The organism is Nonlabens sp., from assembly GCF_051251825.1.
Classification (GTDB): Bacteria; Bacteroidota; Bacteroidia; order Flavobacteriales; family Flavobacteriaceae; genus Nonlabens.
Genome location: NZ_JBPOGG010000004.1, coordinates 159,279 through 172,730, shown reverse-complemented (window position 1 = coordinate 172,730; position 13,452 = coordinate 159,279). Strand labels below are relative to the sequence as shown.

Sequence of the window (13,452 nt, the reverse complement as noted above, 5' to 3'; positions counted from 1 at the left end):
TGGTCAAAGATAATATCTTCTCTCAGATTCACCTAGTTTATTTTGATAGAGTAATGATGAATTCTGTTCCTTTTCCTAGCTCAGAATCTATGGTGATCATACCGTTGAGTTTATTGACTAATTTCTGTACGGTATTGAGACCTATTCCGTTGCCACGTTTGCCATTGCGATCAGGCACATTAAGGGTTTGGAACATTTTAAAAATTTCCTCTTGTCTATCTTCAGGAATACCTAGGCCATTATCAGCGACCTTAATAATATAAAAGTTATCCTTTTCTAGAATATCAACTTTGATTTCTACAGTTTCTTTATCGTTATACTTAATAGCATTTCCTATTAAATTGATAAGAATTTGTTCCAGCACACTTTTATTAATATGCATTACTAGATTATCCTCGGGTAAAATATAATCTATATCATCTGAAATGGCGAGTATTTCATGAACGTGCTCGAGTAGTGAATAAGCGTCAAATTCATCTTTATCTTCTATTAGTAACGAATCACTTTCATAATGAGCTAGGATTTGTGTAACGTAATCAGATAACCCAAATGCAGCATCTTTAATATAAGCCAAATAATTTTTACCAGTTTCGTCGATTTTCTCACCGTATTTTTTTGCGACTAAGTCTGTGGTGAGCACCATGTTTGCAAGTGGCATTTTCATATCATGAGAAACCGTGTGTGCAAAACTCTTCAACATCTCGTTATTCTCTTCTAAAATGGCTGCTTGTGTCTTTAAATCTGTATTTTTTTTATGTAGATCTAATTGTCTTCTTGCTAGGTCTGCCACCATAAGTAATGATGCACGGTCTTCTTCATTTAGTTTATGTGGTTTATTATCTAGAATACATAGCGTTCCTAGAGGCAAACCTTCTTCACTTTTTAGTTTTACACCAGCGTAAAAAATTACAGGATCTTTAGCATTTACATAAGGATGATTCTTAAACTGTTCTATTTTTCGTGCATCTTCTACAAGAAAAATTTCTTCTTTGGAATTTATGGCGTGACTGCAAAAAGATAACTCACGTTCACTTGAATTGAGTTCAAGACCTCTTTGAGATTTAAACCATACTTCGTGTTCTTCAACAATGCTAATTAATGATCTAGGAACATTAGTTAATCTGCAGATAAGCTCAGTAAGTTCATCAAAGACTTGCTCTCTATCTCGAGAGATATTGTAGTCTTTAATTGCCTGAAGTCTTTGACGTTCGTTATTATGAGCCTTGGCTATCATTATTTAAAATTGAGTATTATCAAAGGTAAATTAACATTACAACTTTTACACTATATTCCTACAAATCATTAAAAACTCCTACACCAAACAGTGCAAAGTCATATTTTGCAGGGTCTTGCGGATCGAGTTTACGAACGAAATCGTCCAATTCGGCTACAGTTTTTCCGTCGTTTTGTTTTCTTTTAATCATTTTGAGCTTTCTGGCGACGTTTCCAGTGTGTACATCTAGTGGAATAGAGAGTTCACTCAACGGGATTTTATTCCATATGCCAAAATCAACACCTGCATTATCCTTGCGCACCATCCATCTTAAGAACATGTTGAGTCGTTTAGCGCTGCTATTTTTCATAGGATCACTTACGTGTTTTTGGGTACGAGGTAAGTGTTCAATTTCAAAGAAGTACTTCTTAAATAGAGAAATGCTGTGTTGCAGGTTTGATGTTTCTAGATACGCTTTCGCGAAAGCGTTTTCTAAACCACCATAATTCACTTCTATATGTTTCAAGGCTCGCATGAATGTTTTGCAATCCTCGCTATTAAAAGTTCTGTGGACAAAACCATCAAATCGTTCCAGATCTGATTCTTCATGATTTAAAATAAAATCTGCAGGAGATTGATCCATTAAATCCATCCATTTATGTGAATTATTAATAATGGATTTACGGTTTCCCCATGCAATTGTAGCAACTAGAAAGCCTGATATTTCTATATCCTTTTTATCTGTAAATAAATGTGGGATTTGAATAGGGTCGTGCGGGATAAAATCAGGAACGTTGTATTGCTCCACTTTTGCATCTAGATATTCCTTGAGCTGTGCTCTATTCATTGTTTAAAAATCTACCATCTTGCATGACCAGTTTACGATCTGCGAGATTTGCTAGTTCGTCGTTATGAGTAACTATGACAAAGGTTTGATTAAACTCAGCGCGTAATTTAAAAATCAATTTATGTAAATCGTTTGCTGTGTTACTATCTAGATTTCCAGTAGGCTCGTCGGCATAAATGACTTTGGGGTTATTTATCAATGCTCTTGCAACAGCGACTCTTTGTTGCTCGCCACCACTCATGGTTCCAGGTTTGTGGTCCATGCGGTCTGATAGTTTTAAATAATCTAGGAGTTCTTTTGCTCTTTTAGTAGCAACATCTTTAGGAGTATTCTTTATAAAAGCTGGTAAGCATACATTTTCTAGAGCAGTAAATTCTGGTAACAATTGATGAAACTGGAAAATAAAACCGAGTGATTCATTACGGAAACGGCTCAGTGCTTTGGAATTTAATTTTGTAACATCTGTTCCATCTATAACGAGTGATGTACCAGTCTTGATATCAGGTTTTTCTAGTGTTCCTAGAATATGCAGTAATGTCGTCTTTCCGGCTCCAGAACTACCTACTACGCTTACTATTTCTCCAGCTTCAATGGATAAATCCACATCTTTAAGAACTTGTAAATCTCCAAAACTTTTATGAATATGTCGTGCTGTTATCATGTAAGACAAATGTAGTTCCTTTTATGATTTAAACCATTGTCTCGCCGCATTCACATCTATAAAATAGGTGATACGTAATGAAAAATTATGTCTTACGGGTTCTAAGAATAAATCATTTAAGCTGTCTTCAAAGTTGATAGCTCCTTGATTATCAAAGTTTGAGATAGAGTTGCGATAGAGTAGTGTAGCCTCGCTTCCAGGTGCAAATCTCCATCGATAGGATAAATCAAGGTTCCACACATTAAAATTAGCATCGGGATTAAAATCTTCTTCTAGCTCATAATCACTATCTGCAACAGTTCCATCTACTTGGAGTTCTTTAAAATCACGATTAAAACTAGCTCGCGACCAGAAATTTCTAAAGGAGATACTCAACGCCTGCCTATTATTAAAATTATAAGTACCAGTTAATCTATTCTCAACACTGTGTGTGTCACGTTCACTGAAAATTGCAGTAGCGCCATCATCTATTAAAGTGACATAACTTATTCTATCATTATTTTTTCTCCAGTTCAAACTGTAAATCATTAACAATTTGTCTGAGAATCTATATCGTGGAGAAATTCTAAAATCATAATTGTGTTCATTTTCATTAAACCTCTTAAATCTTCCTGCTCTCGCATCGATTGCAAATTTCTTGCGATAATCACTGGAAATGAAACCACCAGTAAAGATCCCTTGACCATAACGTACCACTTGATCCTGAATTCTAGATTCAAACTGATCTTTACGATCTGTATAATAATCTATATCCATCCCAAAAGCAAAGCGCTCCTTCAACATAAAGAACGGATTTAAGCTAATTTGAGAACCGGTATGAAAGTTAGGTGTGGCAGCTCTTCTGTGCCTGGTACGCATTCTTATTTCATATCTATTAAAGATTCCTTTTTGTGTTAATTGTACATAATCGAGATCTGCACCAAAAGTGTGAAAGTTAGTCTGGAAATTACGTCCTAGATCATTAGGATTATAACCGCGATCTCTAAAAAAATGAGAAAAACGTGGTCTCCATTTACCACTAGTTTTACGCCAGTTTGCCTCCGTAGAAAAACCAGTCTCTGTTCCTGTAGGAGTGAAGCGGTTGGTCATTTTAACCTCGGCACTTATGTTGTTTGTTGCCGCTTTATTATTATGGTTTAGAACCAGAGCATTTGCATTTGCATCAGTAAAACTACCATTACGTAGTGTACTTGAGTTTACAAAAGCGATGGAGGAATTATTACCATATTGTTGATCTAATACTAACATATTATAATTAGTAAGTGGTTCAGTTTCTACCTCACGTCTGGAGCCATCTATACCATTTTCAATGGTTGCATAAGTTCTTTCAGTAATAGCGTTAAGAATTCCTATTCCCAATCCTTTCTCCGTACGACCGGTTACTTTAACCGCGTTTAAGAGTTGGGAAGAATTAGGATTATTTATAATTTCTTCATTTTCCAGTATCTCAACATCATTTGCTCCTGTAGGTCGCTGTCCTATTCTTCTTGAGAAAAATAAATCGCCTTTTCTAAATAGGTCTATTCCTTCATTAAAGAAGGCTCTATTTTCATTAAAGGTTTGCTCAAATGGACCTAAATTTAAAACCACTTGATCAAATGCTGCCTGACCAAAATCAGGAATTAAGGTCGCATCAAGCGTAAAAGCATCATTAATACCATATTTCAAATCCATTCCGGCATTAAAACTCGTGGATTCTATGCCATCAAATCGATTGTGGATGGTTGATACATAAGGATATAAATTGAGCCTAAGCGGTGGATCAATATTTTCAATACCTGTCAATAACGCATCATATTGTGTACCTGTTCCGGTAGTGATATCTATGAAATTATATGTGTATTCCTCGTTTAACGATTTAATACTACGGTAGATTTGAAAACTCCAGTCTTGTATCTCTTGCTCTGGAAAACGTAATGTGCGATAAGGAATTTTCATTTCCACATACCAACCACGTTCATCAAATGATACATTTGATATAAAAACTACGTTATAACTAAAATCTTGCCTGTTGCCTTCAGTAATAGCATCTCCTAGAGCGTTTGCACTGGTGGCATAAAAACGAGTTTGATTGATTTGATTATTATAGGTGTTTACAAAAAAGCCGAACAAATCTGCTTGTTCAAACACACGATCACGTTGTGAAAACTGCCTTAAAATAGATTCAGGATCATTATCATACATAAATCCAGCTACATAAATAGCAGTATCATCATAAGCGATTTTAAATTCTGTTTTATGGGTTTCTCTTTCTGGAGTACCATTTACAGGTTGTGTTTGTATAAAATTTGAACCTGTTGTCACACCATCCCAAACTTTTTCAAATGGCTTACCATCTATTTTAGGAGCTTTGGTAATGCGAGTAGCTCTATATGACTTTCTTTTTATGATGGTGGTATCTTGTTGTACTGCTGTGGTATTCGCTTTCGCGAAAGCGAAACATAACAGCATTAAAATACATAAACTCAGAATTCTCATAAAATATAGTCAACCTTCAAAACTAAAATCTTAATGCTACGGAATCATTAAAGAGATGTTAATTTAATGGACTAATTGTTCACGGTGAGCTAACTTGCTTAAAAAGTGAATATGGAAATTGTTATTCTAGCCGGCGGATGTTTCTGGTGCACAGAGGCTGTTTTTCAACGTGTAAAAGGAGTAGAAAAAGTACAGTCAGGTTTCAGTGGTGGGAAAATCAAAAATCCTCCTTATCGAGAAGTGGTTCAAGGTAGAACTGGACATGCCGAAGCTATTGAGGTTACCTATAATCCGGAGATAATTAGCTTCAAGGAATTACTTATGGTTTTTATGGCTACTCATGATCCTACAACATTGAATAGACAAGGAGCAGATGTCGGTACTCATTACCGCAGTGCTATTTTTTATACCACTGTAAAACAGCATGAAATTGCTGTAGATTATATTAAAGAGTTAACTGAAAATGGAGCTTTCAATGATCCTATTGTTACTGAAGTTACAGCCGCAACAGCGTTCTATAAAGTAGAGGCAGAGCATGATGATTTTTATAATAGGAATAGAGAATACGGCTATTGTACTTATGTGATTGATCCCAAAGTGCGTAAATTAATGACGCAATATGGGAATCTAGCTAAGTAATTATGCGTCTACATCAATAACTTGTGTTGGATCTTCTTTTTTAATGAAGTAGTTATAAACCCACATAATTGTAAATGAAGGAATGATATCTAATCCTGGTACTAATTCTTCTATGGTGGTAATGATTCCAGCGGCTACGCCGGCTTTTCCAGGATATAGCTTAGTCATTAAATAACCAGCAACTGGAGCCCAACCTATATCAGTAAATTCTCCAATTCCAGGAATTATATAGGATGCCATTCCTATGAGGTCAAAGATGATTCCGAAAATGAGTTTTGAGCGTTTTGATTCAAACATGTAATTGTAATTTTTAACTATCTAAATATAGTCAAATAACGTTCCAAAAATGAATCTAGTGCAGTTTTGATGTGATCAGCTTTAAAAACTCGTTGCGAGTTTCTACTTTTTCAAATTGCCCACGGAAACCACTCGTAGTCGTAGAGCTGTTTTGTTTTTGTACACCACGCATCATCATACACATGTGTGAAGCTTCTATAACAACAGCAACTCCTTGAGGTTTTAAAGTCTTGTCGATACATTCTAGGATATCGTGTGTTAAGCGTTCTTGAACCTGTAGTCTACGAGCAAACACATCTACGATTCTTGGAATCTTTGAAAGTCCAACGATATGACCATTTGGAATATAAGCGATGTGTGCTTTTCCAAAAAACGGAAGCATGTGGTGTTCACAAAGAGAATAGAGTTCTATATCTTTAATGATAACCATGTCTTGATATTCCTCGGCAAACATGGCTCCTTTAAGAATTGCCGCTGGATCTTGATCGTAACCAGAAGTTAGAAATTGCATCGCTTTTGCAGCTCGCTCGGGTGTTTTAAGCAATCCTTCACGATTCACATCTTCTCCTAAGTTTTCAATAACTCCTTTAAATTGGTTCTTTATTTCTTCTGTTGTTTCAATATTGTATTCTTCAAAAACGTTGTATGACATGCGATTTTTCTAATTTTAAGTAAAGTTACGTGATAATTGTTTAAGCTATTAAATAAATTGTTAAACGTTTGTTTATGTCATATTAAGTAATCATTATTATAATGTAAGCTAATTGTAACATTTTCAGTTAATTAAGTTGGATTGTATTAAATTGCAACTTAAAATTATTTGTTTTGAAAAGAATTACATTTTTCATTTTTTTAATTGCTTTTTTAGGACAGTCTCAAAGTCCTACTGATCCTTTAAATGTCCTCTTTGTAGGGAATAGTATTACTTACTTTAATAACCTTCCACAAACATTTAAAGCAATAGCTGAGGAACAAGGTTATTCTATCAACCTTGATCAACATACACCTGGTGGAACAGGTTTTATTAATCATGTAAATAATGCCACACTTTATCAAAAATTAGATAATACCGTATGGGATTATGTGATTCTGCAACCTGGATCAAATGAATCTCCAGCTTTTTCACAACCACTTGCATCTACTATAGCTAGAGCAGTAGTTTTAAGAGATAAGATTTATGAAAATAGTCCATGTGCGAGTATTTATCTTTATGAAATCTCTTATGGGATTGTAGATAATACTCCAGCAAGTATGCAACAATACTTACAAAGACAAACTTTAATTAAAAATAACTTAATGCAGATGTCTGATGCTACTAGTATTCCACTGGCACCAGTAGGCGAGGCTTTTCAGACTTCTATACAACAAAACCCTAATCATTTTTTATGGAATGGCTATGGAGATATTCATCCTAATGCAAAAGGCTCTTTTATAGGTGCCTGTACTTTTTATAATTCTATTTTTCAAAAACCGATTCTTAATTCTGCAATCAACCTAACTTTTTCTGTGAATGATGCAAACTTGTTCAGAAACGTTGCGCAAACGGTTAGTTTAAATGATTTAGATGATTGGAATATAGACACGTTAGTAGCTCATGCAAATTTTGATGTGGCTTCGATAAATTCAACTACGGCTAGCTTTACTAATACTTCCACAAATTATGATACGTTATTATGGAATTTTGGCGATGGAATGACTTCAACAATAGCAAACCCTACACATGCATATGATTTTACCGTGCAACCTGAATATAACGTTTATTTGACAGCGTTTAAAGGCTGTAAAGCACATCATTTTACTAGAAAAGTATCGCAGGCAACTTTAAGTAATGTAACTGTTGCATCTCAACAAGAAATAAAGGTTTACCCAAATCCTGTTACAAATTACTTCACTATTTCGGCAACTGGAGATTCAATTTATAAGTATCAACTCTATGATACCTTAGGTCAAGAGATAAGAGCAGTGGAAGTAGTATCTCAAAATCAGGTGAATGTAGATATGTCTGATCTTTCCAGTGGAATTTATTATCTACAAGTTCAAGTTGCAAATCAATCCTATAATTATCAAATGGTTAAGAATTGATAGTGCGTGAATTCTTATTTAAAGAATATTACAAGTAAAAGCACGGTCTATGGTCCTTGTTCTTGATTTCACTTGAAAACTTCAAACTGTGTTTGGTTATAGATAGATGTAATAGAGGAATAATTCACGAACAGGATTCGCTAACGTGCATCCCTTAAAGCTCCGCTTTGAATATAAAAAAACCGAAAACAAAATTTTGAGTAAACTCAATTTCGTTTCCGGTTTTTTTATTTATTCGTGATCGCGACAGGATTATTTCATATCCTGATAACGATCTATCCTGCAAATACAATCTCAACCCTATCGGGTCGTCGCGATTTTCTATATGTTCACTTCCAAGAATTAATTCTTGACGCGTCCAAATAAAAAATCCCGAGCGCTATCGCGTTTCGGGATTGTAAGTTATTGTGATCGCGACAGGATTCGAACCTGTGACCGTCTGCTTAGAAGGCAGATGCTCTATCCAGCTGAGCTACGCGACCTAATGCTTATTTACTAAGCGGTTGCAAATATATAGTTATTTTGTAAAGTGTACATTCATTTTCTTAAAAAATGGTGATGTTTTAGGAGGTTATTTCCAACTTACAGATTTTCAGTACTTATAGTTTTAAACCAAAACGTGCCAACATCTTCTTTTCAAATGCCCAGAAGAACTCAAACTGACCAAATAACCAACCCATAACTACTAGTAAAACCTGATAAATAGGAAAAATAATTAATAATCGTAACGGCCAGAATAACCATGCTGACATGGATTCTTTATCTATTCCTAATGATTCTAATAATGGAGCACTTAATCTAGCAGATGCAGATCCAGTAATCGCAAATACTATGAATATAGCAATCATCTCCCATCGGTTTTCAATCTTCCATTTAGTAATCAATCTTGGAAAAACCCACATACAAAATTTATAGAAGAGAAAGGCTAGGAGTAGAGTAACACCATAAATGAATACATATTCATATGTAACATCTTCAAACGTTGATGGCATAATACGGGAAGCTATAAAATAACCACAAGCTAGTAAGCCTATAATACCTAATAATGGAAATATGAGTTGCCAGTTACTGGTAATATCCCAGTTTTTCTTCAGTTTTTGCATGTTGCAAAAATACTACTGCAACTTTTGATTATATCTTTTTTCAAAGAAAAGAAAGTAATTATAAAGCAAATAATTTACTTCATAACCATAATCGACATTACGATCATAATCTATGCGCCATTCATAAATAGAAGAATCATATCTACCAGGATTATTCACTCTCAGATTGTATTCATTAACATAAAATCCGTTGCGCACTTCTAGCGTGCTTTGAGCATAATGGCCACGTGGTGGTTGTGAAGCTAGCCATGCGTTAAAACCTGGCTCGATAACTATGAGTTCATATTCCAAGCTATCATTTGCAATACGTAATGTGTCTGCAGATGTAGTGTTGGAAGAATTTGTGCTCGCGGTAGGCTTGTAACTATTACAGCTTACTATAAATGCGAGAATGGCGATAAAATAAAAGGTTGTTTTCATGGGGTAAAAATACCGCCATAAAAACAACCTTGCACGCCATAACTCGTCTATACTATATATGATTGAGTCTATGGTGTGTTTCATTGAGTTAACTTTTATTTTCCAAAAAGCCCACCAAGCAATCCGCCTAGTCCACCTTTTTTCTTATTTCCACCTAGAACCATTCCTGCAACATCATCGATGATACTACCATCACCATCTGCATCAAGGATTTGCTCAATAAACGATTGATCATGAGTACCAGACTGTCCTAGAACAGATCCTAATAAATCACCTATACCGTTTTGGTCTACGTTTGCAGCTTGTTTTTGTTTTCCTAAAACTCCCATAAGAATAGGAGCCGCTATTTTAATAATTTGGCCTACAGATTCCATATCCATTCCACTAGACTTAGAAAGTGCATTCTCTACTTGTGGTTGTTTTGCACCTAGTACGTGACGTAAAATACCAGCACCATCATTTACTAAATCATCTGAGCTACCAGCACCATCGCCAAACAATCCACCTAGCATATCAAGAACTCCACCACTGTGACGTTGATCGCTTAATGCATTATTTAAAGAACTTGCACCTTCTGGAGTAGAAGCATTGCGTTGCATTGCACCTAGAATTAAAGGCATAGCCTGTGAAAGTACGTTTGCAGTCTTATCTGCTGGTTGTCCTGTTTTTTGAGAAGCACCATTAATAAGTGTTTGTCCTAAATCTGATTGTAAAAGGTCTAGTATAGAAGCCATTGTTTATTTGTTTTTAATTTTATAATGAGTTCTAAATTACAATTTATATTACTTATTATATTTTTTTGTTAATGGAAAATAATTTCGCTTCCGCGAAAGCGTGTAATTAATCGGTGAAGTGACAACTAGTTAAAATATATAATATAATTCTATTACATAAAAAAAGCGCCCAATAGGCGCTTTTAGTAAATTGTGTAGGGACTGACTACCCTAAATATGACTTAAGGATTTTACTTCTTGAGTTTTGACGTAATCTTTTGATTCCTTTTTCTTTAATCTGGCGCACGCGCTCACGAGTTAAATCAAAGGTCTCACCGATTTCCTCTAGGCTCATAGGCTGTTGATTTCCTATACCGAAGTATAATGAAATAACGTCTGCCTCTTTTTGCGAGAGTGTCTCTAGCGCGCGAGTAATCTCTAGTGTCAATGATTCATGCATCAACTCTCTATCAGGATTAGGCGACTCACCACTACGTACTACGTCGTAAAGGTTTGAAGTTTCTCCTTCTTTAAGAGGTGCATCCATCGATACGTGACGACCTGCGTTTTTAAGAGACTGCTTCACGTCACTCACTGTCATGTCTAGCTCTTTAGCTAGTTCTTCTGGTGATGGTGGACGCTCGTGCAATTGCTCAAGGTGTGAAAATGCCTTATTAATCTTGTTAATAGATCCAATTTTGTTCAAAGGTAAACGCACGATACGTGACTGCTCTGCTAGTGCCTGAAGAATCGACTGACGGATCCACCATACTGCGTATGAAATGAATTTAAATCCACGAGTTTCATCAAATCTTTTGGCAGCCTTTACAAGACCTGCATTACCTTCATTAATAAGATCTGGAAGCTTAAGCCCTTGATTTTGATACTGCTTAGCCACAGAAACCACAAAACGTAAGTTTGCTGTAGTTAATTTCTCAAGAGCTCTCTGGTCACCTTTTTTAATGCGCTGTGCAAGTTCCACTTCTTCCTCTGCAGTGATCAAGTCGATCTTAGAGATGTCTTGTAGGTACTTATCTAGCGATTTAGACTCACGGTTTGTAACCTGCTTGGTGATTTTGAGTTGTCTCATTTAATGTATAAAGATTAAAAAGTTATTAGTGCCTGACAGCTTTTGTCATGCATTTTAATAGTAGCAAAAATCGTACCAAACTCACTTTATCTGACACTTATTCAGACCAGCAATAGTGCGAGATGCGCTACGTTTCATTAGTCGCAAGAACGTGTTTATTGTTACATATATTGTTTGTTCAATTTGCTTTCGCGTAAGCGTATTCTTCAACAAACCTAGTACTACAACGTTTGCACAAATGATAATTATTTTTAAAAATTTAGAAAAAGAACTTCTAAATGATCCTTTATAGTTATCAAAATTCAAGTTTATAATCCAAGATTAGAATATCAAGAAAATATCTAGCACGACGATGGCAGTCCATATAATGACACGTATCCAGTTCAATCGTGTCAGTTTTATACATATAGATGTGTCGGTAGGATTTTTATCAATAGCAGCGTGTAACGGAATGAAAATAAGCATGGTTGTGATCCATGTCAACGCTACTAGTATACTGTAAATAATGTTAGGAGCCACCATTGCAGGATAATAGGTCCAGAAGTAAATGGCAAGACCAATTTGCGCCAGCATCATAGGAACTACGATTATGGCGATGTTGCGCGCATATTTTCTATGCCATCGTGCAAGTCCGTTACCAGCAAAATATTCAAAACTAGGGTAGATCAGTAATTGTACCATCCATATTAATACTACAAGTCCGAAATCTATAGCAAGCCTGAATAATTCTATTTTCATCTAATGTAATTTTCTTTATATACTATAATTAACCTGCCAATTGCCTACTGAATTAAACGTCTTTCCTATAAGTACGTCTTCTTTTATGAAGTATAGGGTCATAGTTTTTCCATGATGCTTGTACAGCGAGATTATCTTCTAATTCTGGATTTGTCTCACAAAAGGTGATGCCATAATCCATGAAGTTTTGTGTAATGTTCCTAAACATAAGAGCGGTAACACCTTTACCTTGATATTCTGGATCGATTCCTATGAGATAAAATGCAGCTCTATTATTTTTCTTTTTGGCTCTTAAGAGATGGATAAAACCAAATGGAAAAAGTTTACCATTTGCTTTTTGCAAAGCTCGGGAGAATGAAGGCATGGTAATAGCAAATCCTACGAGCTTACCTTCTTCATCTACCACAAGTTCTATGAAATCTGGATTAATAAATGGTAAATACTTCTCTTTATATAAATCGATTTGATATTGTTGAATAGGCACAAACGTTACTAGGCTACTATATGTTTTATTCAATAAATCAAACATATCATCCACATAAGGTAGAATCTCTTTAGTCGAAGTAAACTGCAGCGTTTTAAGTTTGTAACGTCTTCCTATAATGTCTGCAAACTTGTTGATTTTTTCAGGAATAGGATTAGGTGGTTGAAACTTAAATTCTACCCATTCTGCTGCTTTTTCATAACCTAGTTGCTCTAGATGTTCTTTATAATAAGGAGCGTTGTACCAGGTAATCATTGTTCCTAATTCATCGTAACCTTTTGTTAATAAACCGGCTTTATCCATGTTTGAAAATCCAACGGGACCTTCAACATATTCCAATTTTTTTTCTTTACCTATTTTGTGAACCTCTGCAAGTAGAGCTTTAGTAACTTCTATATCATCAATCATGTCCAGCCATCCAAAACGCATCTTAGATTTCTGCTGCTCTTCAATCTCTACATAATTAATGATTGCTGCAATCCTACCTACAATTTTTCCATCTCGATAAGCTAGAAATAACCAGCAGTCTGCGTTTTTAAATACTTGATTCTTTTCAGGATCAAAGTTGGACATCTCATCCTTAATTATAGGTGGAACGTAATAGTTGTTCCCTTTGTAAAGTTCTTGTTGGAATTTTACAAACTTCTTTATATCAGCAGTTGCTGTAATCTGTTTGATTTCAATCAT

At 35.3% G+C, this 13,452-nt stretch carries 14 protein-coding genes and 1 tRNA gene; 2 read left to right on the top strand and 13 right to left on the bottom strand.

All coding sequences use genetic code 11. The features are described from left to right. Nucleotides 1–37 precede the first annotated feature (37 nt). The 4 genes from ACSHWW_RS07150 to ACSHWW_RS07135 are packed head-to-tail and all read right to left on the bottom strand — an operon-like array spanning nucleotide 38 to nucleotide 5,199. Entirely contained in the window at nucleotides 38–1,234 is a 1,197-nt protein-coding gene (locus tag ACSHWW_RS07150) for a sensor histidine kinase (RefSeq protein WP_435681745.1), read from the bottom strand. 58 nt (nucleotides 1,235–1,292) lie between these two features. Continuing rightward, on the bottom strand, nucleotides 1,293–2,060 hold the full coding sequence (locus ACSHWW_RS07145) for a TIGR02757 family protein (RefSeq protein WP_435681744.1): 768 nt from the start codon (nucleotides 2,058–2,060) through the stop codon (nucleotides 1,293–1,295). Then, nucleotides 2,053–2,721: an ABC transporter ATP-binding protein gene (locus tag ACSHWW_RS07140; protein WP_435681743.1), complete on the bottom strand. Its 669-nt coding sequence runs from the start codon at nucleotides 2,719–2,721 to the stop codon at nucleotides 2,053–2,055. The genes ACSHWW_RS07145 and ACSHWW_RS07140 overlap by 8 nt, the downstream gene beginning before the upstream one ends. 21 nt (nucleotides 2,722–2,742) lie before the next feature. Beyond that, nucleotides 2,743–5,199: a DUF5916 domain-containing protein gene (locus ACSHWW_RS07135; protein ID WP_435681742.1), complete on the bottom strand. Its 2,457-nt coding sequence runs from the start codon at nucleotides 5,197–5,199 to the stop codon at nucleotides 2,743–2,745. A 111-nt stretch (nucleotides 5,200–5,310) separates the two neighbouring features. Here ACSHWW_RS07135 and msrA point away from each other — a divergent pair, with 111 nt between their 5' ends. Then, nucleotides 5,311–5,838 carry a peptide-methionine (S)-S-oxide reductase MsrA gene (msrA, locus tag ACSHWW_RS07130; protein ID WP_435681741.1) on the top strand — a complete coding sequence of 176 codons (528 nt, stop codon included), beginning with the start codon at nucleotides 5,311–5,313 and terminating at the stop codon, nucleotides 5,836–5,838. Here msrA and ACSHWW_RS07125 read toward each other — a convergent pair whose 3' ends face one another. Both ACSHWW_RS07125 and folE read right to left on the bottom strand, forming a co-directional pair. After that, a complete protein-coding gene (locus tag ACSHWW_RS07125; RefSeq protein ID WP_435681740.1) occupies nucleotides 5,839–6,135 on the bottom strand; it encodes a hypothetical protein in 297 nt (98 codons plus the stop codon). Nucleotides 6,136–6,190: 55 nt separating this feature from the next. Next, entirely contained in the window at nucleotides 6,191–6,787 is a 597-nt protein-coding gene (folE, locus tag ACSHWW_RS07120) for a GTP cyclohydrolase I FolE (protein ID WP_435681739.1), read from the bottom strand. 173 nt (nucleotides 6,788–6,960) lie between these two features. Between folE and ACSHWW_RS07115 the strand changes: the two genes are divergently transcribed. Next, complete coding sequence (locus ACSHWW_RS07115) at nucleotides 6,961–8,217, top strand: T9SS type A sorting domain-containing protein (protein ID WP_435681738.1); 1,257 nt, start codon at nucleotides 6,961–6,963, stop codon at nucleotides 8,215–8,217. A gap of 408 nt (nucleotides 8,218–8,625) precedes the next feature. On the opposite strand, the gene ACSHWW_RS07110 is transcribed toward ACSHWW_RS07115, so the two are convergent. The 7 genes from ACSHWW_RS07110 to ACSHWW_RS07080 all read right to left on the bottom strand — a co-directional run bounded on the left by ACSHWW_RS07110 (nucleotide 8,626) and on the right by ACSHWW_RS07080 (nucleotide 13,452). Next, nucleotides 8,626–8,699 (bottom strand) — tRNA-Arg (locus ACSHWW_RS07110). A 117-nt stretch (nucleotides 8,700–8,816) separates the two neighbouring features. Next, a complete protein-coding gene (locus ACSHWW_RS07105; protein WP_435681737.1) occupies nucleotides 8,817–9,320 on the bottom strand; it encodes a DUF6787 family protein in 504 nt (167 codons plus the stop codon). A gap of 12 nt (nucleotides 9,321–9,332) precedes the next feature. Further along, a complete protein-coding gene (locus ACSHWW_RS07100; RefSeq protein WP_435681736.1) occupies nucleotides 9,333–9,740 on the bottom strand; it encodes a DUF6146 family protein in 408 nt (135 codons plus the stop codon). Between the two features lie 95 nt (nucleotides 9,741–9,835). Continuing rightward, on the bottom strand, nucleotides 9,836–10,474 hold the full coding sequence (locus tag ACSHWW_RS07095; RefSeq protein WP_435681735.1) for a DUF937 domain-containing protein: 639 nt from the start codon (nucleotides 10,472–10,474) through the stop codon (nucleotides 9,836–9,838). A gap of 205 nt (nucleotides 10,475–10,679) precedes the next feature. Continuing rightward, nucleotides 10,680–11,543: a sigma-70 family RNA polymerase sigma factor gene (locus ACSHWW_RS07090; RefSeq protein WP_101014111.1), complete on the bottom strand. Its 864-nt coding sequence runs from the start codon at nucleotides 11,541–11,543 to the stop codon at nucleotides 10,680–10,682. Nucleotides 11,544–11,864: 321 nt separating this feature from the next. After that, complete coding sequence (locus tag ACSHWW_RS07085; protein ID WP_435681734.1) at nucleotides 11,865–12,281, bottom strand: hypothetical protein; 417 nt, start codon at nucleotides 12,279–12,281, stop codon at nucleotides 11,865–11,867. A 52-nt stretch (nucleotides 12,282–12,333) separates the two neighbouring features. Beyond that, on the bottom strand, nucleotides 12,334–13,452 hold the full coding sequence (locus ACSHWW_RS07080; protein ID WP_435681733.1) for a GNAT family N-acetyltransferase: 1,119 nt from the start codon (nucleotides 13,450–13,452) through the stop codon (nucleotides 12,334–12,336).

Bases quoted from the DNA above. Each gene is read 5' to 3' on its own strand.
- ACSHWW_RS07135 (WP_435681742.1), bottom strand. From the start codon at position 5,199: ATGAGAATTCTGAGTTTATGTATTTTAATGCTGTTATGTTTCGCTTTC.
- ACSHWW_RS07085 (WP_435681734.1), bottom strand. From the start codon at position 12,281: ATGAAAATAGAATTATTCAGGCTTGCTATAGATTTCGGACTTGTAGTA.
- ACSHWW_RS07095 (WP_435681735.1), bottom strand. From the start codon at position 10,474: ATGGCTTCTATACTAGACCTTTTACAATCAGATTTAGGACAAACACTT.
- ACSHWW_RS07125 (WP_435681740.1), bottom strand. From the start codon at position 6,135: ATGTTTGAATCAAAACGCTCAAAACTCATTTTCGGAATCATCTTTGAC.
- ACSHWW_RS07105 (WP_435681737.1), bottom strand. From the start codon at position 9,320: ATGCAAAAACTGAAGAAAAACTGGGATATTACCAGTAACTGGCAACTC.
- ACSHWW_RS07145 (WP_435681744.1), bottom strand. From the start codon at position 2,060: ATGAATAGAGCACAGCTCAAGGAATATCTAGATGCAAAAGTGGAGCAA.
- ACSHWW_RS07100 (WP_435681736.1), bottom strand. From the start codon at position 9,740: ATGAAAACAACCTTTTATTTTATCGCCATTCTCGCATTTATAGTAAGC.
- folE (WP_435681739.1), bottom strand. From the start codon at position 6,787: ATGTCATACAACGTTTTTGAAGAATACAATATTGAAACAACAGAAGAA.
- ACSHWW_RS07140 (WP_435681743.1), bottom strand. From the start codon at position 2,721: ATGATAACAGCACGACATATTCATAAAAGTTTTGGAGATTTACAAGTT.
- ACSHWW_RS07150 (WP_435681745.1), bottom strand. From the start codon at position 1,234: ATGATAGCCAAGGCTCATAATAACGAACGTCAAAGACTTCAGGCAATT.
- msrA (WP_435681741.1), top strand. From the start codon at position 5,311: ATGGAAATTGTTATTCTAGCCGGCGGATGTTTCTGGTGCACAGAGGCT.
- ACSHWW_RS07090 (WP_101014111.1), bottom strand. From the start codon at position 11,543: ATGAGACAACTCAAAATCACCAAGCAGGTTACAAACCGTGAGTCTAAA.
- ACSHWW_RS07080 (WP_435681733.1), bottom strand. From the start codon at position 13,452: ATGATTGAAATCAAACAGATTACAGCAACTGCTGATATAAAGAAGTTT.